General features: G+C 72.6%; 22 protein-coding genes and 1 tRNA gene. 12 read left to right on the plus strand and 11 right to left on the minus strand.

Going from position 1 to position 19640, the window contains the following annotated elements; genetic code table 11:
• Window position 1 precedes the first annotated feature (1 nt).
• A complete protein-coding gene (locus ABZ565_RS15705) occupies window positions 2-2176 on the minus strand; it encodes a SpoIIE family protein phosphatase (protein WP_361025967.1) in 2175 nt (724 codons plus the stop codon).
• Window positions 2177-2365: 189 nt separating this feature from the next.
• Between ABZ565_RS15705 and ABZ565_RS15710 the strand changes: the two genes are divergently transcribed.
• On the plus strand, window positions 2366-3436 hold the full coding sequence (locus tag ABZ565_RS15710; protein ID WP_361025970.1) for an enoyl-CoA hydratase/isomerase family protein: 1071 nt from the start codon (window positions 2366-2368) through the stop codon (window positions 3434-3436).
• A 30-nt stretch (window positions 3437-3466) separates the two neighbouring features.
• Here the strand turns inward: ABZ565_RS15710 and ABZ565_RS15715 are convergent, their stop codons facing one another.
• Window positions 3467-3694 (minus strand): hypothetical protein, encoded by a 228-nt coding sequence (locus tag ABZ565_RS15715; RefSeq protein ID WP_361025973.1) that lies wholly within the window; start codon window positions 3692-3694, stop codon window positions 3467-3469.
• Window positions 3695-3783: 89 nt separating this feature from the next.
• A complete protein-coding gene (locus ABZ565_RS15720) occupies window positions 3784-4269 on the minus strand; it encodes a hypothetical protein (protein WP_361025976.1) in 486 nt (161 codons plus the stop codon).
• A gap of 135 nt (window positions 4270-4404) precedes the next feature.
• On the opposite strand from ABZ565_RS15720, the gene ABZ565_RS15725 reads away from it, so the two are divergent.
• Window positions 4405-5259: a pentapeptide repeat-containing protein gene (locus ABZ565_RS15725; protein ID WP_361025978.1), complete on the plus strand. Its 855-nt coding sequence runs from the start codon at window positions 4405-4407 to the stop codon at window positions 5257-5259.
• A 4-nt stretch (window positions 5260-5263) separates the two neighbouring features.
• Here ABZ565_RS15725 and ABZ565_RS15730 read toward each other — a convergent pair whose 3' ends face one another.
• On the minus strand, window positions 5264-5770 hold the full coding sequence (locus tag ABZ565_RS15730; protein WP_361025981.1) for an SRPBCC family protein: 507 nt from the start codon (window positions 5768-5770) through the stop codon (window positions 5264-5266).
• 220 nt (window positions 5771-5990) lie between these two features.
• On the opposite strand from ABZ565_RS15730, the gene ABZ565_RS15735 reads away from it, so the two are divergent.
• Window positions 5991-7346 (plus strand): radical SAM protein, encoded by a 1356-nt coding sequence (locus ABZ565_RS15735; protein WP_361025984.1) that lies wholly within the window; start codon window positions 5991-5993, stop codon window positions 7344-7346.
• 4 nt (window positions 7347-7350) lie between these two features.
• On the opposite strand, the gene ABZ565_RS15740 is transcribed toward ABZ565_RS15735, so the two are convergent.
• Entirely contained in the window at window positions 7351-8235 is an 885-nt protein-coding gene (locus ABZ565_RS15740) for a LysR family transcriptional regulator (protein WP_361025987.1), read from the minus strand.
• Window positions 8236-8350: 115 nt separating this feature from the next.
• On the opposite strand from ABZ565_RS15740, the gene ABZ565_RS15745 reads away from it, so the two are divergent.
• Both ABZ565_RS15745 and ABZ565_RS15750 read left to right on the plus strand, forming a co-directional pair.
• Complete coding sequence (locus ABZ565_RS15745; RefSeq protein WP_361025990.1) at window positions 8351-9223, plus strand: oxidoreductase; 873 nt, start codon at window positions 8351-8353, stop codon at window positions 9221-9223.
• Window positions 9224-9370: 147 nt separating this feature from the next.
• Complete coding sequence (locus ABZ565_RS15750) at window positions 9371-9922, plus strand: glycoside hydrolase family 25 protein (protein WP_361025993.1); 552 nt, start codon at window positions 9371-9373, stop codon at window positions 9920-9922.
• Window positions 9923-9938: 16 nt separating this feature from the next.
• On the opposite strand, the gene ABZ565_RS15755 is transcribed toward ABZ565_RS15750, so the two are convergent.
• On the minus strand, window positions 9939-10346 hold the full coding sequence (locus tag ABZ565_RS15755) for a VOC family protein (protein WP_361025996.1): 408 nt from the start codon (window positions 10344-10346) through the stop codon (window positions 9939-9941).
• A 56-nt stretch (window positions 10347-10402) separates the two neighbouring features.
• Here ABZ565_RS15755 and ABZ565_RS15760 point away from each other — a divergent pair, with 56 nt between their 5' ends.
• From ABZ565_RS15760 to ABZ565_RS15775, 4 genes are all read left to right on the plus strand, one after another.
• Window positions 10403-10864, plus strand: a complete 462-nt coding sequence (locus ABZ565_RS15760; RefSeq protein ID WP_361025999.1) for a MarR family winged helix-turn-helix transcriptional regulator — start codon at window positions 10403-10405, stop codon at window positions 10862-10864.
• A 35-nt stretch (window positions 10865-10899) separates the two neighbouring features.
• Window positions 10900-11178, plus strand: coding sequence for a hypothetical protein (locus ABZ565_RS15765; RefSeq protein WP_361026002.1), 279 nt, complete (start codon window positions 10900-10902; stop codon window positions 11176-11178).
• Window positions 11179-11304: 126 nt separating this feature from the next.
• Window positions 11305-12771 (plus strand): carboxylesterase family protein, encoded by a 1467-nt coding sequence (locus ABZ565_RS15770; protein ID WP_361026005.1) that lies wholly within the window; start codon window positions 11305-11307, stop codon window positions 12769-12771.
• A 276-nt stretch (window positions 12772-13047) separates the two neighbouring features.
• Window positions 13048-14196, plus strand: coding sequence for a S1 family peptidase (locus tag ABZ565_RS15775; RefSeq protein ID WP_361026008.1), 1149 nt, complete (start codon window positions 13048-13050; stop codon window positions 14194-14196).
• 69 nt (window positions 14197-14265) lie between these two features.
• On the opposite strand, the gene ABZ565_RS15780 is transcribed toward ABZ565_RS15775, so the two are convergent.
• A complete protein-coding gene (locus ABZ565_RS15780; RefSeq protein ID WP_361026011.1) occupies window positions 14266-14706 on the minus strand; it encodes a GNAT family N-acetyltransferase in 441 nt (146 codons plus the stop codon).
• Between the two features lie 105 nt (window positions 14707-14811).
• Between ABZ565_RS15780 and ABZ565_RS15785 the strand changes: the two genes are divergently transcribed.
• Window positions 14812-15111 (plus strand): DUF2087 domain-containing protein, encoded by a 300-nt coding sequence (locus ABZ565_RS15785; protein WP_361026014.1) that lies wholly within the window; start codon window positions 14812-14814, stop codon window positions 15109-15111.
• 16 nt (window positions 15112-15127) lie between these two features.
• On the opposite strand, the gene ABZ565_RS15790 is transcribed toward ABZ565_RS15785, so the two are convergent.
• Window positions 15128-15200: transfer RNA gene (locus ABZ565_RS15790), tRNA-Ala, on the minus strand.
• A 105-nt stretch (window positions 15201-15305) separates the two neighbouring features.
• Between ABZ565_RS15790 and ABZ565_RS15795 the strand changes: the two genes are divergently transcribed.
• Complete coding sequence (locus ABZ565_RS15795) at window positions 15306-15923, plus strand: NUDIX domain-containing protein (RefSeq protein ID WP_361026017.1); 618 nt, start codon at window positions 15306-15308, stop codon at window positions 15921-15923.
• Between the two features lie 26 nt (window positions 15924-15949).
• On the opposite strand, the gene ABZ565_RS15800 is transcribed toward ABZ565_RS15795, so the two are convergent.
• Together ABZ565_RS15800 and ABZ565_RS15805 are read right to left on the minus strand one after the other, a co-directional pair.
• Window positions 15950-16999: a PhlD gene (locus tag ABZ565_RS15800; protein WP_361026020.1), complete on the minus strand. Its 1050-nt coding sequence runs from the start codon at window positions 16997-16999 to the stop codon at window positions 15950-15952.
• A 111-nt stretch (window positions 17000-17110) separates the two neighbouring features.
• Complete coding sequence (locus ABZ565_RS15805) at window positions 17111-17941, minus strand: helix-turn-helix transcriptional regulator (protein WP_361026023.1); 831 nt, start codon at window positions 17939-17941, stop codon at window positions 17111-17113.
• 728 nt (window positions 17942-18669) lie between these two features.
• On the opposite strand from ABZ565_RS15805, the gene ABZ565_RS15810 reads away from it, so the two are divergent.
• The gene (locus tag ABZ565_RS15810) at window positions 18670-18873 is read left to right on the plus strand and encodes a cold-shock protein (protein ID WP_018552900.1); all 204 of its coding nucleotides are present in this window, start codon (window positions 18670-18672) and stop codon (window positions 18871-18873) included.
• A gap of 75 nt (window positions 18874-18948) precedes the next feature.
• Here the strand turns inward: ABZ565_RS15810 and ABZ565_RS15815 are convergent, their stop codons facing one another.
• The gene (locus ABZ565_RS15815; RefSeq protein ID WP_361026026.1) at window positions 18949-19551 is read right to left on the minus strand and encodes a hypothetical protein; all 603 of its coding nucleotides are present in this window, start codon (window positions 19549-19551) and stop codon (window positions 18949-18951) included.
• Window positions 19552-19640 lie beyond the last annotated feature (89 nt).

Consider the following 19640-nt stretch of genomic DNA (forward strand, 5'->3'; position numbering starts at 1 on the left):
CTCACCGCTGTGCGGCCCCGCCCCGTGGGCCACCACCCTCGGGCGGTTCCGCGGCGTGCCGGTGCACGGGGGGTGAGGTGGGCGGCGCGCCCGGTCCGATCTCGCACCAGACCGCCTTGCCCTCACCCCGCGGCTCGATGCCCCAGCGCGTGGAGACGGCGTCGAGCAGCAACAGCCCCCGGCCCGATGTGGCGGTCTCGCCCGGTGACCGGCGGCGGGGCCACGCGCTGGACCGGTCCTGCACCGAGAGCCGCACCCGGCGGACCGGCTCGGGCAGCACCTCCAGGGTCAGGACGGCCCCGCCCTCCGTGTGGAGCAACACGTTCACCAGCAGCTCCCCGGTCACCAGCTCGGCGTCGTCGGCCAGTTCGGCCATGTCCCAGTCGGTCAGGGCCTGGCGCACGATGGTCCGGGCCTCGGACAGCCCCTCCGGGTCGGCCTGGTGGATGTACTGGTGGAGCCTCGGCGCCCGGGGCGACCCCGGGTCCGGGCTGCGGCGCAGCACCAGCAGGGCGACGTCGTCCCCGGACCCCCACCGCTCCCACAGCCGGTCCGACAGATGATCGGCCAGCGCCTCCGCGCCCGCCGGACCCGCGCTGACCTCGGTGATGAGGGTGCGCACCCCCGCGTCGATGTCGGCGCCCGGCTCCTCCACCAGCCCGTCCGTGTACAGCACGAGCGTCTCGCCCGGCACCAGGTCGAGCCGGGTCTCCGGATACTCCTCGTCGCCGAAGTCGGTCGAGATGCCCAGCGGCATGCCGCCACGCACCCGAGGGCTGCCGACCCGGCCGTCCATGTGCCGGATCAGCGGCCCGAAATGCCCGGCCCGCACGACCCGTACGGTCCCGGTCTCCAGATCGACCTGGGCATAGGCGCACGTCGCGAACCGGTCCGTGTCCAGCTCGGCGAGGAACCGCGAGGCGCGGGCCAGCACGGTCGAGGGCGGATGCCCCTCGGCGGCGTACGCGCGCAACGCGATCCGGAGCTGCCCCATGATCGCCGCCGCGTGCGTGTCGTGGCCCTGGACGTCGCCCACCACGATCCCGAACCGCCCTTTGGGCAGGGCGATCACGTCGTACCAGTCACCGCCGACCTGGCGGCCGCTCCAGGCCGCGTGGTAGCGGACCGCGATCTCGCCGCCCTCGATGTCATGGATGCGGCGCGGCAGCATCGCGGACTGCAGCCCGGTCGCGAACTCGCGCTCCTCGTCGAACAGCTTGGCCCGCTGCAGGGACTGGGCGACGATGGCGGCGAGCCCCAGACACAGATTGCGCTCGTCGGCCGTGAAGGCGGTGCGCTGCCGGTAGAAGAGGGCCAGGCCACCGAGCGTCCTCGCCTGGGCGACGAGCGGCAGATAGGCCGCCGCCTGGAACTTCAGCCGGCCCACGTACGGTTCCAGGGCCGGATAGCGCCGCGTCAGCGCCGCCAGTGACCCGACGAAACGGGGGCGCCCGCTGAGCACGGTGTCGGCCAGCGGAAACGTCGGGTCGAGGCGGCCCGGACCCAGGTCGTCCAGGACCTCCAGGGACTCACCGCTCAGCGCGATGACGTCGAGCGCCGCGTTGTCCAGCAGTCCGAGCGCCAGCCCGTCCGCGCCCAGCCGCGCAAGCCCGCCGGGGCCGGTCAGGGCGGCGGTCACATCGTCCACCGTCACCGCACGCGACAAGGCACTCGTCGTACGTTCCACGATGCCGGTCTGGCGGCGCCGGCGTTTTTCCAGCTCCAGCACGAAGTCCGAATGGGTGACCTCGGCCGTCGCGTCACGCACCAGACCGATCACCCGGTGCGCCGTCCCGTCCTCACCGCGCAGAATGCGTCCCTGGACATGAGTCCACTGATCCCGGCCGTCGGCGAGCGGAACCCGGAAGTGGACGCTGTACGAGCTGCCCGCGCCCTTCAGCGCCTCGTCCGTCGCCACGCCCAGACGGGTACGCTCTTCCGGCTCCAGCAACTCCGCCAGGGACTCCGGGCGCGCGTCGAACGCGGCCGGGTCCAGACCGAAGACCAGCAGGCCTGCCTCGTCCACGTCGAGGGTCCGGGCGTCGAGGTCCCACTCGAAGCTGCCCGTCCGGTTCAGGGCGAGCCGCTCCGCCGTACCGGTCTCGCCGACCGGCGTCCTGCCCTCCGGCCGGCCGGGCGGGCCGGGAACGCCCGGCGGCCGGTTCTGATCGGTCATTCCAGCTCCGAGGATCGTCCGGCGGGTCCGCCGTACGGCGTGCCTCAATTGTCCGGCCGGTGCGGCACGCCTGCCACAGCGGAAACCACCCCGCACCCCCCGCCCCTCCGGGGCCCGCGCACAATGGCAGCGGAAGATCGTCCCCCGACCGGCGGACGGCACGGCACCCGGGCTGAGCGGAGCGCACGCATGAACCACGAGGACCCCGTCCTGCTGCACACCGAAGGACGCGTCCGCCACCTCACGCTCAACCGGCCCCGCGCCCTGAACGCGCTCAACCACGCCATGGTGCGGCTCATGGCCGACGCGCTCGACGCGGCCGAGAGCGACGAGTCCGTCGTCGCCGTGCTGCTCACCGGCGCGGGGGAGCGCGGTCTGTGCGCGGGCGGCGACATCCGTGCCGTCCGCGACGACGCCCTGGCCGGGGGCACCGCCTCGCTGGACTTCTGGCGGGACGAGTACCGGCTCAACGCCCGGATCGCCCGCTTCCGCAAGCCGTACGTCGCGCTCATGGACGGCATCGTGATGGGCGGCGGCGTCGGAGTCTCCGCCCATGGCTCCGTCCGGATCGTCACGGAGCGCTCACGCGTCGCCATGCCGGAGACCGGGATCGGGTTCGTCCCGGACGTCGGCGGAACGTACCTGCTGGGAGCCGCACCCGGCGAACTCGGAACGCACCTCGCGCTCACCGGTGAGCCGGTCGGCGCGGCGGACGCGCTGCTCTGCGGACTTGCCGACCACTACGTGCCCGCCGAAGGGCTCGCCGACCTCGTCGCCGCCCTGGCCGAGAGCGCGACCCCCGAGGCCGTCACCGGGACCGTCGCGGACCACGCCCGCCCCGCCCCCGACGGCGAGCTCGCCGCGCACCGCGGCTGGATCGACTCCTGCTACGCGGCGGACACGGTCGAGGAGATCGTCGACCGCCTCGCCGGCCACGGGGACCCGGCCGCCAAGCAGGCCGCGGCGACCATCCTGGCCAAGGCGCCCACCTCGCTCAAGGTGACCCTCGAATCCGTGCGCCGGGCGCGCCGCCTCGGCGCCCTCGAAGCGGTCCTCGACCAGGAGTACCGCGTTTCGACCGCCGCCTTCGCGGGACCCGACCTGGTGGAGGGCGTCCGCGCCCAGATCGTGGACAAGGACCGCAACCCGCGGTGGCACCCCGCCGAGCTCGCCCGGGTCACCGACGAGGACGTGGCCCGCCACTTCGCGCCCCTCGGCGACCGCGAACTCGGCCTCGCACCACTCCCCGAGGCCGGCTGAGGCCCCACCGGCGGGGCACCGGCGCACCCCTCAGTGGTCGCTGCTCGTCAGACTCGGCCGGAGCGAGCCGACCAGCTCGAAGAAGCGTGTCTCGTTGCCGGCGAACCCCGCGCGCCGGAGCGCCCCGTCCGCCTCCTCCATCGGCGACGTGAGCAACGGCAGGTACAGCGGGGCGTCGTCCGGGTCGGACAGGGCCGCCCGGGTGGCCTCCAGTAAACGGACATACGCCTGCGCCGCCGCGAGTTCGTCCTTGCGCATCTCAGCATCTCCAGGTCAGAGGTGTCGGACCCGACCAGCATCCCCCATGGGTCTGACAACGGCGGCCGGCGAGCGGCACGGCACGGCGGCTATCGGTCGTCCGGCCGACCCGCCGGCGGCTCGACCTCCAGGAACCGGCGACCGCGCGGCCCCCGGTACAGCAGGGCGGTCCAGCCCCACTCCCGCAGCGCGGCCGCGCACCTGGGCAGCTCACCGTCCTCCTCGTACGCCGCCCCGCTCCCGGCCGGCCCCAGCCACTCCACCCGCACGGTGCCCGGCGACGCTCCCGCCGTCACCCGGTAACCCTTCGCCGTACGCTCCCCTGACGGGCCGACGGCCGAGGCGGGCAGCCCCGCGGCCTCCAAGGCCAGGGCCACCGCCCGTACCGGACGGTGCAGTTCCCAGGGCGCGGGCGCCGACTCCGGGTCGGCCCGGCCGTTGTTGGCCAGCCGCCTGATCTGCCGCAGCCCGGCCCACGCCGAGCGCACCGAAGCGGCGCGCGCCTCCGCCTCTCCGAGGGCCGGCGGGCCGTCCCCGGTCGCCGGTTCGAACCCGCGCTCCTCCCCGCCGCCCATCCGTGACTCCTCCGTCCCCTCGCCGTACCGCACTCCCGCCAGTGTGCGCCGCCCCACCGACAACGGCGGACCGCACGCGAAGCCGATAGGCTCCGGTGCTGCTCACGAACACCGCGCCCCGAAGGATCCACCCACGTGCCCGACACCGACCGACCCTCCGGCACCGACCGCCAGGACGGAGACGGCCGTGCCACCCTGCGCGCCGACTGCGGCAACTGCTTCGCCCTGTGCTGTGTCGCGCTGACGCTCACGCGCTCCGCCGACTTCGCCGTGAACAAGGCGGCAGGCACACCCTGCCGGAACCTCCGGGACGACTTCCGCTGCGGCATCCACGCGCGGCTGCGCACCGAGGGATTCCCGGGCTGCACCGTCTACGACTGCTTCGGCGCCGGCCAGAAGGTGTCGGTGGACATCTTCGGCGGCCGGGACTGGCGCGGCGAACCCGAGACCGCGCGGCAGATGTTCCAGGTCTTCCCGGTCGTCCGGCAACTCCACGAACTGCTCTGGTACCTGGCCGAGGCGGCCGCCCTCGCCCCCGCCCGCCCCCTGCGCGGCGAGATCCGGCGCACCCTCGAAGCGACCGAAGCCCTGACCCGACTCGATGCCGCCGCCCTGGCGGAGCTCGACGTGGCCGCCCACCGGGGAGAGGTCGCCGTGCTCCTCGGACGCGTGAGCGAACTGGTGCGCGCCACGGCCCCGGGCCGCAAGAAGCGCAGCCACCGAGGCGGCGACCTCATGGGCGCCCGGCTCGGGAAGGCGGACCTGCGCGGCGCCGATCTGCGCGGCGCCTACCTCATCGCGGCGGACCTCGGCGGCGCCGACCTGCGCCTCGCGGACCTCATCGGCGCGGACTTCCGGGACGCGGACCTGTCGGGCGCCGACCTGACCGGGGCGCTGTTCCTGACGCAGGCACAGGTGAACGCCGCCCGGGGGAGCGGCATGACCCGGCTCCCCTCGTCGCTCGGCCGCCCCGCGCACTGGACGGCGTGACCCGTCAGGCGTCCGCGGACTCCAGCGCCGCCTTGAGGCGTTCGAGCGTGGTGCGGATGTTGCGCCGCTGGAAAACGGCGAAGGTGTGCCCCCGGGTGGCCACCCGGTCGAAGGCGTTGGCCACGACGTCCGGCCAGGCGCGGCGGTCGTCCGTCCAGGTCTCCGTGACCCGGGTGCCGCCCTCCACCGCCTCGAAGCGGTACTCCCACGTGGCGATCGGCCCGCGCAGCAACGGACGCCGCGCACCGATCGCGTGGACCCGGAACGCGAACCGCCGGCCCGGATCGGCCGCGGTCACCGTGCACCGCGTCGTCCAGCTCACCGGCCCCCGCTTGTTGCGGCCGTCGAAGACCATCCCGACGTACGTCTCCCGGCGTTCCCCCCGCACCCGCGCGCCCAGGTTCTCCGGGCTCCAGCGGCCCATCGCCGTGGGGTCGCTCAGCCGGGCGTACACCTCCAGCGGTCCGGTGTGCACGACGATGCTGTCCGACACGGACATGGTGCGGGGCATGGAGCACTTCCGTTCCGCGGCCGGCTGCGGTCACCACCGGGCGTCGGACCGGCCGCACGGCCGACGGGTTCCCGCCCCGACACCTTACTGACCGGTCACATAGGATCCGGAAGCGGGGAGTGACGTATCCGGCAGCGGGGACGAGAACGCCCCGCGGCCGTGGTTCGTTGCACAGACGTCGCATCCGGAACACGCCGACGACCGACCGAGGAGCCCGCACATGCCCAGCCGTACCGATCCCTGCCGCACCGAGCCCGGCACCCCAGACCGCACCCGGCTCGTCGAACGGCTGATGGAGGAGTTCCCGCACGTGCCGCGTGAGGCCGTCATCAAGGAGGACCTGCTGCGCGGCGGCGTCGCCTTCGACGAGTCCGCGCTCAGCGACAACGAGGGCGGTGACGTCAAGCCGAAGTCGTACTTCATCTTCTCCTTCGACCACGGCACCCTGCCCGAGCTGGGCGCGGCCGCCCTGCGCCGCCCGCCGGAGGAGATCGTGCTCACCGGCGGTCCGTACGAACTGCGGCGCACCGTCGTCTCCGTGCGCGTCAACCCCGCGTCCCCGTACCGCGTCGCGGCGGACGCGGACGGGATGCTCGGGCTCTACCTCGACGGCAGGCGCGTCTCCGACGTCGGCCTGCCGCCGATGCCGGACTACTACCGGCACACGCTCGCCAACGGGAAGTCCGTGATGGAGGTCGCCCCGACCATTCAGTGGGGCTACCTCGTCTACCTCACCGTCTTCCGCGTCTGCCAGTACTTCGGCGCGAAGGAGGAGTGCCAGTACTGCGACATCAACCACAACTGGCGCCAGCACAAGGCGGCGGGCCGCCCGTACACCGGGGTGAAGCCCGTCGAGGAGGTGCTGGAGGCGCTGGAGATCATCGACCGGTACGACACGGCGAAGACCTCCACCGCGTACACCCTCACCGGCGGCGCCATCACCTCGCACATCGGCGGGCGGGACGAGGCCGACTTCTACGGCCAGTACGCCAAGGCCATCGAGGAGCGTTTCCCGGGCCGCTGGATCGGGAAGGTCGTCGCCCAGGCCCTGCCCAAGGCGGACGTCCAGCGGTTCCACGACTACGGGGTGCAGATCTACCACCCCAACTACGAGGTGTGGGACCGGCGGCTGTTCGAGCTGTACTGCCCGGGCAAGGAGCGCTACGTCGGCCGTGACGAGTGGCACCGCCGCATCCTGGACTCCGCCGATGTCTTCGGCGCCCGCAACGTCATCCCGAACTTCGTGGCCGGTGTGGAGATGGCCGAGCCGTTCGGCTTCACCACGGTGAAGGAGGCCATCGACTCGACCACCGAGGGCCTGCGCTTCTTCATGTCGCGCGGCATCACCCCGCGCTTCACCACCTGGTGCCCGGAGCCGACGACCCCGCTCGGCAAGACCAACCCCGACGGGGCGCCGCTGGAGTACCACATCCGGCTCCTGGAGTCGTACCGCGCGACCATGGAGGAGTTCGGGCTCAGCTCGCCTCCCGGTTACGGCCCGCCCGGAGCGGGGAACGCGGTGTTCTCCGTCAGCTCCTTCATGGACAGCCTGCCGGCCGCGCCCGAAGCGGGGTGAGCCCTCACGCCTCCGCGGCGAGCTCGCGCACCACGCGGGCGAAGCCCCGTACCAGGGCCGTGTCCGCGCCGTCCGCCCAGGCCAGGACCACGCGCAGCGGCTCGACGTCGGTGAGCGGCACCCAGAACAGGTCGGGGCGCGCGTAGTAGCGGGCCATGCTCTCGGGTGCGAAGCAGATCGCGGAACCCTGCGCCACCTGCTCCAGCATCTCCTCGACGTTGTCGTTGGTCGGCCCCCAGACCGGGGCCGACCCGTCGGGGCGCGGGTTGACGGCCCACCAGTCCACCCACGGCCGGGGCGCCCGCCGCGTCCACAGCAGGGGCTCGTCCTTGACCTCAAGGATGGAGACGCCGTCGCGGGACGCCAGGGGGTGACCCGTGGGCAGGCCCACGACGCGGGGCTCGGTGTGCACCGGCTCGTACGTGAGCCCGGTCAGGTCGTTGGGCAGCCAGACGAACGCCACGTCCGCGAGGCCGTCCCGCAGCGCGTCGGCCTCCTGCCCCCAGTCGTAACGCTTGGGCGCCACCCGCACCCCGGGGTGGCGGCGCGCGAACTCCGCCCGCGCCCTGGTGGTCAGTTCGCCCGCCCCGCTCGCCTCGAAGCCCACCCGCAGTACGCCCGTCTCGCCCCGCGTGTGCCGCTCGGCCGCCGCGGTCACGCGCTCGGCCTGGCGCACGGTGAGCAGGGCCTCGGCGATCACATCGCGTCCCGCCGAGGTGGCCGAGACCCCGCCCGCGTGGCGGTCGAAGAGCCTCACGCCGAGCTCCGCCTCCAGGCTCTTGAGCGCGTACGAGAGAGCCGGCTGGCTGACGAAGAGCCTGCGGGCGGCCCGGCCCAGGTTCTCCTCCTCGGCTATCACCGTGAGGTAGCGCAGCTGGCGCAGTTCCATGGCGCGATCATAAGCCGTCTTTATCGCTCCGGAGAATCCATGTCTTGGACCGTTCGTGGGCGCGGATGACATAAATGGATCACCGCAACGCGCCGACAGAAAAACGGAGTTGGACATGAACACCGCACCCGCCACCCCCGCCCGCGACGACGCCCCGGGCCGCGTCTGGCTGATCACCGGCGCCTCCTCCGGCTTCGGCCGGTCCATCGCCGAGGCCGCCCTCGCCGCCGGCGACACCGTCGTCGCCACGGCCCGCCGCCCCGAGGCGCTCGACGCCCTCGTCGCCGCGCACCCCGACCGCGCGGTCGCCGTCCAGCTCGACGTCACCGACACCGCCCGCATCGCCGACGTCGTCGCGGACACCGTGCTCTGGTACGGGCGGATCGACGTGCTCGTGAACAACGCGGGCATGGGACTCATCGGCGCGGTCGAGGAGACCAGCGACCGCGAGCTGCGCGACCTCATGGACCTCCACTTCTTCGGCCCCGCGGCCCTGGTCCGGGCCGTGCTGCCGCACATGCGCCGCAACGGTTCGGGCGCCGTGGTCCAGATGAGCAGCATGGGCGGCCGGTTCACCTTCCCCGGCGTCGGCGGCTACTCCGCGACGAAGTTCGCCCTGGAGGGCCTGTCCGAAGCCCTGGCCGCGGAGGTGGCCCCGCACGGCATCAAGGTCCTCATCGTCGAACCCGGCTCCTTCCGCACCGGATTCGCCGGCGGCGGCGCCCTGCGCCAGTCCGCGCCGCTGGACGCCTACGCGGACTCCGTCGGCCCGGTCCGCAGCGGCCTGCCCGACTCGGACGGCAAGCAGGAGGGCGACCCCGCCAAGGCCGCCGCGGCCATCCTGACCGCGCTGGACGCCGGGGACACCCCGCTGCGGCTGCCGCTCGGCAACGACGCGACGGACGCCGTGCTCGGCGCGCTCGACGCATCCCGCGCCGAAGTGCTCGCCTGGGAGAAGGTCAGCCGCTCCACCGGATTCGACGCCTGACGATCGGCGGGCGCGTGCCCGCCCGCGTGTGTGTGCCGGAGCGTGCGCCCCGGCACACACGCGCATTCGTGCTTCAGGTGAGGGTGGGAAGCGGGCGATCAGGGAAAGTAAGCGGAACAGAGCACCCCGATTGTAAAGGCGGCGCCCATGCTGCACGGTGTCGATATCAGCGCCCATCAGTCCTCGTTCGACGCGAACGGACTGGACTTCGTCTTCATCAAGGCGACCGAGGGCCGTTCGTACGTCAATCCACGCCTGACCGACCAGACGAAACAGGCCCGCGACGCCGAATGCGTCGTCGGCTTCTACCACTTCCTGTGGCCCGGAAACATCGCGGCCCAGGCCGAGTACTTCCTGAGCAAGGCGCCCGAGAAGGCCGGCGACCTGCTCGCCGTCGACTGGGAGCAGAACGGCGAGGGCACGCGCGCGAGCAACGCCGAGAAGGACCGTTTCATCCGCGAGGTCAAGCGCCTGCGGCCGCACCACCGCGTCCTGCTGTACTGCAACCGCTACTTCTGGCTGAACCACGACACCACGTCGTACGCCGGGGACGGGCTCTGGATCGCCGACTACGTGAAGGCGGGCAAGCCGCGCATCAAGGCTTCCTGGCGCATCCACCAGTACACCGACCGGCCGCTCGACAAGGACGTCGCCGACTTCTCCTCCCGTTCCGCCATGCGCGCCTGGGCGCGGAAGTGACGTCCACCGGCACCGCTCAGTAGGACTGCAGCTCCACGAGATTCCCCTCCGGGTCGCGGACATGGGCGGTGCGCAGCCCCGGCCCCCACTCCGGGCGGTCGCACGCGGGCGCGGCCGGCTCGGCGCCACGGCCGAGGCAGAGGGCCAGCCCCGCGTCGACGTCCGCCACGCGCAGGACGAACATCGACCGGTCCTGGGCCGGTGGCGGGTCCGCGGGCAGGTGGGTCGTACCGGCGACCGCGGCCATCGCGCCCCGGTCGAACAGCACCAGCACGCCCTGGCCCTCGACGTCCCAATGGGCGTACGGACCCGAGGCGTTGCCGCTGGCCCGTACGGCACCGATCAGCTCCGGCAGTACGGCGTCGTAGAAGCGGAAGCAGTCGGCGAACCGGTCGACCAGCAGGCGGGGATGCAGCGCGTCCACGGAGTCTCCTTCAGTAGGTGCGCACCCATCATTGGGTTGGCCCTACGATATACCGGATGAACGAAACCCCTCCCAGCCTCCTGGGCCTCACGACCTACCTCATGTCCAAGACCGGCAAGGCGGCGCGCGGCAGGCTGGCGGACCGGCTGGCCGAACGAGGTCTGAGGCTCTGGCACATGGCGGTGCTCGCCGCGCTGGCCGACTTCGGCCCCCATGTGCAGCGCGAACTCGCCGCGCGGCTCTCGATCGACCGCAGCGACGTCGTGAAGATCGTGGACGGGCTCGGTGCGTCCGGCCTGGTGGAGCGGGCCCGTGACACCGCCGACCGGCGCCGCGTCACGGTCACCGTCACACCGGCCGGCCGCGCCCTGCTGGAAAGCCTCAAGTCCGAGGCGCGGGCCGTGCAGGACGATGTCCTCGCCCCCCTGACATCCCGCGAACGCGCCCAGCTGACCGCCCTGTTGCTCCGCGTCCACGACGGGGCACGGGAGAACGGACCGGCACGGCCAGGTCGCTGACCCGATCGGGGCACCGGGTGCGGCAGAATTCCCCGGTGACCACACCCGCGGCCCAGCCGCCTCGTGACCGTGCGCTCGGGCGCGGCATCACCACCCTCATCCCGCAGGCCGCGCAGGCCGCGCCGGCCACACCGGCCGAACAGGCGGCGGCCGTGCTGACGGCCATGCGGTCCGTTCCGGTGCGCGTCGGCGTACTCCAGGCGGCGGTGGTGCTGCTGGAAGAGCGGGTGCGCGCCACGGAGGACGAGGCGGAGCGGGCCGCGGCGGCGACCACCGTGGCCATGCTCCGCAGCGCCATCGGACAGGCCGGCTGACCAACGCCTTGATCATTTCCGTCGAATTCGCGTCGCGCCGACGCGGGAAGTGAGCCATCCTGATCGTCGCTCCCGGCCCGGGAGCGACGATCGAAAGGCAGTTGGGACGCGTTGACGGACAGCGGTGTGTATGAGACGGCAAGCGGTCGGGTACGCGGACGCGCACCGCACAGAGACGTCGTCGCCGTCCTCGGAATCCCCTACGCCGCGCCTCCGTTCGGCGAGCACCGTCTCCGGGCCCCACGCCCGCGTGCCCCGTGGCCCGGAGTCCGCGACTGCGCGGAGTTCGGGCCCGTCCCGCCCCAGTCCGCCGAACTGCCGGGCGCCCCCACCTGGTCGCCGGGTGACGAGGACGTCCTGAGCCTCAATATCTGGAGCCCGGCGACGGCAGCGGGCCCGCTCCCCGTACTGGTCTGGATCCACGGGGGCGCCTACACCTTCGGATCGAGCGCGCAACCGGACTTCGACGGAACGGCGCTGGCGCGCACCGGCCTCGTCGTCGTCACCCTGAACTACCGCGTCGGCTTCGAGGGCTTCGGCCATGTCCCGGACGACGCCTGCCCGCCCAACCGGGGTCTGCTCGACCAGATCGCCGCCCTCGAATGGGTGCGCGACAACATCGCCGCGTTCGGGGGAGCCCCGGACAACGTCACCCTGGCCGGACAGTCGGCCGGAGCGACGTCCGCGGTCTGCCTGATGGTGATGGACGGCGCCCACGGGCTGTTCCGGCGGGTGATCGCGCACAGCGCGGTCGGTCCCGTCTTCGCCCCGGAGCTCGCCGAGCAGGTCGCGGCGCGTGTGGGCGCCGCTGCGGGGAGGCCGCTGACCGCAGCCGCGCCGCAGGACCTGCTGAAGGCGTCGAACCGGGTCGTCGGGGACTATCGCGAGGACCCCGGCTCCGGGGCGCTGCACTGGGACCCGGTCATCTACGGACCGGTCGCGGACGGGGAGATCCTGCGCGACGACCCTCTCGCCCTCGTCGCCGCCGGGGTCAGCCGGGACGTCGATCTGCTCGTCTGCCACACGACCGAGGAGTACTGGCTGATGGACGCCGTCGGCAGCAGTATCCCGGTCCCCGCGGAGGAGCGGCTGCACCGCTTCGCCGCCGACTTCGGCCTGCCCGCCGGGCTGGTCGAGGGGTACCGCGCGCTCATGCCGGGCGCCGGACCGCACGACATCCACCTCGCCGTGTACGGGGACCTGATGTTCGGCGAGTACAGCACCCGGCTCGCCGAGGCCCACACGGCGGCGGGCGGCCGCGCCCACCTCTCGCGGTTCGACCGCAGGGGTGGGGGAGTGCGTGCCTGGCACTGCGCCGACGTGCCCTTCGCCTTCGGCAACGTGGACGACGAGCGCACCCGGTTCCTCATCGGCGGCGTCGCTCCGACGCCCGACGACCGGGCCCTCGCGGACCGGATGACCTCGGCCTGGGCCGGGTTCGCGGCCACCGGCGACCCGGGCTGGGAGCCGGGCGCCGGCCACGCCAGGGTGTGGGGGACGCCGGACCGCGCGGCGGCCTCCGGACACTGGCGGGACAGCGACGCGGTCCGGGCGCTGTGGGACATGTACACGTACCGGCCCGCCCGCTCCTGACGCGGCGGGGCCGCGAGGGGTCACCTCGGGGGCAGCCGCAGCGGCCCCCGGCCCTGCCCGAAGCCGGTCCTCGACGGCCCTGTGGACGGTGGCGGCGGACTTCTGCCGTTCGGCGAACGGGCGGCCGTACGTCCACCCCTGTCATTGGCATGGACCTGCTAACGATTTCTCCGCTACAGTCCGGAGCGGCACACTCTGAGAGCGCTCTCACGGAGGACGCCTCGGACGCCTGCTGTTCCTCCCCCACCCAGCCGGAACAACAGAAGGGCCAAGACCTTGAGACGCTCCACAGCCTTGAGGACCGCACTCTCCGCCGTACTCCTCCTCGGAGCCTGGGCGGGCGCGGGCTTCCCCTCGGCCTCCGCCGCCGACGCTCCCACCGCCGCTCCCGCGCCCGCATCCGACGGCCTGCTCACCGCCATGCAACGGGACCTCGGCCTGACGGCGAGTCAGGCAAAGGTGCGGCTCTCCCAGGAGAAGTCCGCCACCGAGCTCCAGCCGAAGGCGCGCCACGCCGCCGGGGCGGCGTACGGCGGCTCCTGGTTCGACCCCGCGACCGGTGGTCTCACCGTCGCCGTCACCGACGCCGAGCAGGCGGACGCCGTACGGGCCACGGGCGCCGCCGTGCGGATGGTGACCCACACCGAGAAGCGCCTGGACTCGGTCAAGGCGAAGCTCGACAAGCTGGACGCCCCGCAGGGCGTCAGCAGCTGGCACGTCGACCCCCGCACCAACTCGGTCGTCGTGGACGTCGTCGCCTCGCAGCGTACTGACAACGATGTCCAGGTATTCGTGCGCAAGGCGAAGGCGGCCGGGCCGGTCACCGTCGAGCAGACCGCCGAAGCACCGCGCACCTTCTCGGCCGGGACCGTGGGCGGCGACCCGTACTACACGGGGAACGTACGGTGCTCCATCGGCTTCTCCGTCTACGGCGGCTTCGTCACGGCCGGCCACTGCGGCCGGGCGGGTGCCGGGGTCAGCGGCTGGGACGGCTCCTTCATCGGCAACTTCCAGGGCTCGTCGTTCCCCGGCGACGACTACGCGTGGGTCAGCGTGGGCAACGGCTGGTGGACGGTCCCCGTCGTCCTCGGCTGGGGCACCGTCTCCGACCAGCTGGTCCGGGGCTCCAACGTGGCCCCGATCGGCGCCTCGATCTGCCGCTCCGGGTCCACCTCGCACTGGCACTGCGGCAATGTGCTCGCCACCAACGACACGGTCAACTACGCCCAGGGCGCGGTCTACCAGATGACCAAGACCAGCGTCTGCGCGGAGGGCGGCGACTCCGGCGGCTCCTTCATCAGCGGTGACCAGGCGCAGGGTGTCACCTCGGGTGGCTGGGGCAACTGCAGCTCCGGCGGCGAGACCTGGCACCAGCCGATCAACGAGATCCTGAACCGCTACGGGCTGACGCTCCACACCGCCTGACCGCGTTCCGCGCAACCCGGGGCCCGCCGAGCCGGACGGCGGGCCCCGGGTTGCGCGAGCGCCGGGGCGTCAGGCGAGCCGGAGGTCGATGAACGGCACGGTGTCGCCCGGAAGGACGTACCGCTCGGTCTCCACGAAACCGTTCCGCGACGCGAACCGCAGGCCCTCGGGGTTCGACCCCAGGACACACGTCTCGATGACCTCGGCGCCGAGCCCCCGGGCCAGCTCCAGCCCGTGCGCGTACAGCTGCCCGCCGAAGCCCTGGCCCCGGTGCTCGGGCAGGACGCGGGCGATCACGGTCCCCACCGGGCTGTCCGCGCCGGGCGGGCGCACCGTGGAACACCCCACCAGGACGGCCCCCGCGTACGCGACGCACAGCCGGTTGCGCCCGGCGCGCTCCGTCACTTCCGCGAACGACAGGGCAGCCGTCGGGATGATGGCGTTGTGGACGAACTGCCAGTCCAGGAGCGAGGCGTCACCACCCACGGGCTGGATACGAAGATCGGTCATCGCGTCAGGAAAGCGGTTCCCGGGGCCCCGCGTCAACCGGTGCCTGCCCCGCCTCCCGTTGGAAATGCGTTGCCCCACCAGGGACCGCCTGCCAGGCTCGACGCCATGTCCGACCAGCAGACCACCAGGCAGCCCGCCGGCAGCCGCAGCGTGCACGCCCTCTTCTCCCATGGCCGCCTGACCGCGATCCCGCGCAAGCCGGCGCGACGGGAACAACTCCTCGTCCACCTCGCGGAAACCCTGTTCGACCCCGGACGCACCTATACGGAACGCGAGGTGAACGAGGCCCTGCGCACCGTCCACGACGACTGCGCGGCGCTGCGCCGGTACATGGTCATCGGGGGCCTGCTCAGCCGCACGAAGGACGGCGTCAGCTACCGGACGGTCCCGCAGCCGGCTGGGTGACCCGCGGCAGGACGGGGCGGGCCGACCGGATGCGAACCGGCGTGCTCCCACATGCGGTGAAGGCGCGACGACCACTGCGCTACGGCCCACCCCGCCGGGCAGCCCAACGGCCGCGCGGCCCCGGAACTCCGGCGGTGTCACATCCCGGGCTCCCCGCACACCTCATGGGGTGGGAGACACCCGAGGAGGCCCAAGTGACCACAGTGACCGGAACCGGCTCCGCGCAGCCCGTCGCCGCACCGGCGCCCATCCGAAGAGTGCGCGAAGTGCCCGTCTTCCGCAGCCGCTTCGGCACCTTGTTCAACGACGACGTCGTCGCCCCGTCCGGGGCCACCGGACAGTACCTGCGGTGGCAGGCGCACAAGGAGGGGGCCGTCGTCGTCCCGGTGGGCCCGGCCGGCTACGCCTTCGTGACGAGCTACCGCTACCCGATCCAGGCCGCTTCCCTGGAGTTCCCCCGGGGGTCGAGCGAGGGCGGGGAAGGGCTCGCGGCGGCGGCCGCCCGTGAACTGCGCGAGGAGACGGGGCTCGTCTGCGCGTCCCTGCGGTCCCTCGGCATCATCCACGCCGACACCGGCATCCTCGCCGCTCCGATCCAGGTGTACGTCGCGGAGGTGGACGTGGCGAGCGCGGGTCCGGCGGAGCCCGAGGCGATGGAATCCCTCACCGAACCCGTCTGGGCCACCCCCGGAGAACTGCCCGGGTGGCTGGCCGAGGGACGGATCACCTGCGGCATCACCCTCGCGGCGCTCGCGCTCCTCCAGGCCCGCTACCCGACACCGGCGGACATCCGCGCGAGCGGGCGGTCCTGAGCGGCCTTCACCCGGGCCCGGCCCGCTCAGGCGGTCCAGGTCCCGCGCAGCGCGGCCGTGGCGAAGCCCGGTCCGTAAGCGACGGTGATCCCGTCGGCGCCGGCCGGCGGCGGTTCGGCGTGGGTGCGTTCGAGGATGCGGAGCACGGAGACCCCGCCGAGGTTGCCTTCGTCGGCGAGGGTGGCGGTGGAGTGCCGGGTGTCGTGGGCGTCGAGGCCGAGCGCCGTCGCGGTGTCGCTGATGATGCGCGCGCTGCCGGGATGAATGACCCCGAAGTCGACGGAGGGCCGGCCCAGCCAGTCCAGCAGACTGGGCAGCACGTCGTCCGCCGCGCTCAGCGCCTCCTTCGTACTGTCGAAGTGGAATCCGGCCGGATCGACGCGGCCGGCGTACCTGGTGAGGCTGTCCGGCAGGACGTGCTCGTAGGTGTCGGCCGGGGAACCCACGCGGAAGCCGGGGCCCAACGGGGCATCGGTGACGAGGGTCGCCGCCGCGCTGTCCCCGAACAGCACCTTGTAGATCATGTGCTCGACGGCATCGTCCTGATGGTTGTACACGGCGGAGATGACCTCGGCGGCGACCACCAGGACGGTCGCCCCGGATCTCGCGGCCACCAGGTCGACGGCCCGGATCAGCGCCTGGGTGCCGCCCGCGCACGCCAGCGTCGTCAGGGCGATCCTGCGGACGTCCGGCCGCAGGCCCAGCCGGTCGATGAGGTGGATGTCCATGTTCGGGACGGACCAGCCGGTCGAATGCGTCGTGATGATCGCGTCCACATCACCCGGCCCCAGCCCGTATGCCCGGAGCACACCCCGTGCCGCCTGTTCCGCCATGTCCAGTGCGTCGGCGAACGCCGCCTCGGCCCGGGCCGTGACACCGGCGTCCCCCGACACGGTCGGCGCCGCCAGGGGCCGGGTGAAGTACCTGCTGCGCACCCCGGTGTTGGCCACGATGCGGAGGATGGCGGCGAGCCGCGGGTGGTCCGGGTGATGGGCGCGGATATCGTCCGCGATCTCCCCGGTGGTCACTTTGTGGGCGGGGAACACGGTGGTGGGGCGGGCTATGTAGGCGGGCACGACATCCTCCGGCGGGCACGGTGCGGCGGCGATGTGGGGGTGGGCACAACCTAAGCCACAAACGGCCGTGCCGCCCTGATCACAACACCGCGGAACGCAGGAGGGACGTGTTCACGGCGCGCGCAGGACCGGGACGCGTGTGTGCGCACGCCGCGCACCCGCGTGGAAGACGAGAACGATCATGCGCGCGCCGGGGGCCGCCATGGGCTGCGCCGCGCACATCGTCACCCACCCCGGACCGTCGACGGCGTGCCGGATGGGCCGTTCGTCGCCGTCGGGGTGGATGTGTGCGCCGCCCGACTCCCAGATCTGCGCACACTGCGGGTCGGCCAGCACGTCCTTCTCGAGCCGGCGGAGCACCTCGTCGTCGGGCCGGCTGGCGAGCGCGGCCCGCAGCTGCGGCACGACGAGCGGGGCCCAGGCGGTGTCCCAGTCGATGAGCATCTCGCGGCCCTGCGGTTCGAGCAGCATCCACCGCATGGTGTTGGTGGGCACATTTCCGGTGGGGAACAGCCGCGCGAACTCGTCGTTGTGCGCGATGAGCTCCCAGGAGGCGTCGGTGACGTATGCCGGGTGGGTCATCCCGTCGATGGCCTCCTGCCACACCCCCGGCACCTCCTTGCCCGAGCGGGCGGTGAGCGGGCCCGGCGGGTCGCCTATCCCGGCGTACCGGCACAGCGACACCCACTCCTGCTCGTTGAGGGCGAAGAGCATCGCCACATCACGGAGGAAGCCGGTGTCCGGCCTCGGCCAGGCACCGGACTCCAGCCGGCGGTAGGTGCCGGGGGTGCGGTGCAGCAACTGGTCGACCTGGTGCTGGGACAGTCCGGGCGCGCGGCGCCCCTGGCGCGACGAACGGTGGAAACCGTGTCCGGTCGGGTCGATCAGTGCGCGACGGACTCTGAGCAGTGTCCGCAGTGCCGTCTTGTCGGTGTTGGTCATGCGATCAAATCCCCCGCGTATGGGCCCGGTTGCGCGGGCGTGAGCCTAATTGGCGCGACGTGGCTTAGCGCTAAAAACTGGACGTAGAAAACAGTCTGTTTACCTTCCATGCTGGACCGCGTGAGGCAGCGGACCGCGGCTCTTCGGGGCAGTGGGCCCGCGCCTGACGTGCGGTCTTCCTGCTGTCCTCTCCTGGCAATGTTCGCAGCCGGAATTCCGCACCCGTTCAGAACGGTGGCGGGAAGGGCTTGACCAGCAGACCGTATGTCGCCCCCGGTGGGGCGGACTGCACAGCACGGTCCGCTGATCTGGCTCTTTCCGTCACCCACCTCGGTCTCCCGGGCCGAGGCGGGGCGGTACTCGGTGCGGTCGGCAGCCCCCCTGCCGGCCGCACCCTTTTCATCCCGGCGGTCACTGCTCCATCCGGAGCCGGGTCGTCCCCCTCCGGTGCTCCGGTACGGTGACGCCGCGGCGGGCGTCCGGCTTGCCACCGCCCCCCGGTTTCCCGTGAGTACGGCCCCATCAGCGGCTTTCCCCGGCATCCGGCGCGACGCGAAGTCGTTGCTCTCTGGTGGAGAGGGGTTTCGCCATGTAGCGTCACTGCCGGAAGTCGTGGTTCGCCGAAACCGCCCGTGCTCCGGCGCGGGCGCCTTGCTGTGCAGGGGGCGGACCAGGACGCCACTGGGACCGCGTGGTGCGGCTCCCGATATCGACTGAGAGGCACCGGCATGGCCAGCGGAACCGTCAAGTGGTTCAACGCCGAAAAGGGTTTCGGCTTCATCCAGCAGGACGGCGGCGGGCCGGACGTCTTCGCTCACTACTCGAACATCAACGCCACCGGCTTCCGTGAGCTCCAGGAGGGCCAGGCGGTGACCTTCGACATCACGCAGGGCCAGAAGGGCCCGCAGGCGGAGAACATCACGGCCGCCTGACGCCGCGGTACCACCGTCCGGCCCCCGGGGAGCGTGCTCCCCGGGGGCCGGACGTGTGAAACGGCCTCGTGCCGCTCAGCCGGCCACCGGGGCCTCGCCGCCCTCGGGCGCGGCAGGCGCGGTCGCGGTGTACATGGCCGTCCCCTTCTGGATGCCCTTGCCGACGACCCCCCGCTTCACCAGGATCTCCAGGGTGTTGCGCACCACCTGCACCGAGGTGCCGCGCTCCGGGTGCGCCTTGGTCAGATCCGCGTGCACCTCGCGTACCAGGCGCGGTTCGCCCAGGGGCATCAGGGCGCGGATGAGCTGGTGCAGAGGTGCGCCCGCCGTGGGCGCCGCCTTCTTGCCGCTCGCCCTCGCCCGGGACGGCCTCGCCTTCGCGCGTCCGGCGGGCCGGGGCCCCGGGACGGGGGTGCCGGCGGGGGCGTCCCCTTCAGCCGGCTCCACCCCGGTGCGCGGCGCGCGGCGCGGCCGAGGGGGTGCCGTCTCTCCAGGCAGCGCGGCCTGCATGCCGGTCAGCCAGGTCTCGTCCACCCTGAGCTGTTCCAGGCGGGCCCGCAGCCGCTCGATCTGCGCGGTGAGTTCTTTCTGTTCCGCACGGTTGTCGGTGAGATCGGTGGCGAACCGCTCGGCATACATCGTCTGTACGCTCTGCGACGCACTGTCCGTGTTGTTCATGATGGTCCACGCTCCTCGGGCCGGGGGTTTGCTGTCGCACGCCCCCATTCACCCCCCGGAAGGACGCGAAAGGCGCAATTTGCGCCCAA

Source organism: Streptomyces sp. NPDC016469 (genome assembly GCF_040632905.1).
Lineage (GTDB): Bacteria > Actinomycetota > Actinomycetes > Streptomycetales > Streptomycetaceae > Streptomyces.

Bases quoted from the DNA above. Each gene is read 5' to 3' on its own strand.
- ABZ565_RS15785 (WP_361026014.1), top strand. From the start codon at position 14,812: ATGTCCGACCAGCAGACCACCAGGCAGCCCGCCGGCAGCCGCAGCGTG.
- ABZ565_RS15810 (WP_018552900.1), top strand. From the start codon at position 18,670: ATGGCCAGCGGAACCGTCAAGTGGTTCAACGCCGAAAAGGGTTTCGGC.
- ABZ565_RS15815 (WP_361026026.1), bottom strand. From the start codon at position 19,551: ATGAACAACACGGACAGTGCGTCGCAGAGCGTACAGACGATGTATGCC.
- ABZ565_RS15720 (WP_361025976.1), bottom strand. From the start codon at position 4,269: ATGGGCGGCGGGGAGGAGCGCGGGTTCGAACCGGCGACCGGGGACGGC.
- ABZ565_RS15735 (WP_361025984.1), top strand. From the start codon at position 5,991: ATGCCCAGCCGTACCGATCCCTGCCGCACCGAGCCCGGCACCCCAGAC.
- ABZ565_RS15710 (WP_361025970.1), top strand. From the start codon at position 2,366: ATGAACCACGAGGACCCCGTCCTGCTGCACACCGAAGGACGCGTCCGC.
- ABZ565_RS15705 (WP_361025967.1), bottom strand. From the start codon at position 2,176: ATGACCGATCAGAACCGGCCGCCGGGCGTTCCCGGCCCGCCCGGCCGG.
- ABZ565_RS15750 (WP_361025993.1), top strand. From the start codon at position 9,371: ATGCTGCACGGTGTCGATATCAGCGCCCATCAGTCCTCGTTCGACGCG.
- ABZ565_RS15760 (WP_361025999.1), top strand. From the start codon at position 10,403: ATGAACGAAACCCCTCCCAGCCTCCTGGGCCTCACGACCTACCTCATG.
- ABZ565_RS15780 (WP_361026011.1), bottom strand. From the start codon at position 14,706: ATGACCGATCTTCGTATCCAGCCCGTGGGTGGTGACGCCTCGCTCCTG.
- ABZ565_RS15715 (WP_361025973.1), bottom strand. From the start codon at position 3,694: ATGCGCAAGGACGAACTCGCGGCGGCGCAGGCGTATGTCCGTTTACTG.
- ABZ565_RS15805 (WP_361026023.1), bottom strand. From the start codon at position 17,941: ATGACCAACACCGACAAGACGGCACTGCGGACACTGCTCAGAGTCCGT.
- ABZ565_RS15730 (WP_361025981.1), bottom strand. From the start codon at position 5,770: ATGCCCCGCACCATGTCCGTGTCGGACAGCATCGTCGTGCACACCGGA.
- ABZ565_RS15745 (WP_361025990.1), top strand. From the start codon at position 8,351: ATGAACACCGCACCCGCCACCCCCGCCCGCGACGACGCCCCGGGCCGC.
- ABZ565_RS15740 (WP_361025987.1), bottom strand. From the start codon at position 8,235: ATGGAACTGCGCCAGCTGCGCTACCTCACGGTGATAGCCGAGGAGGAG.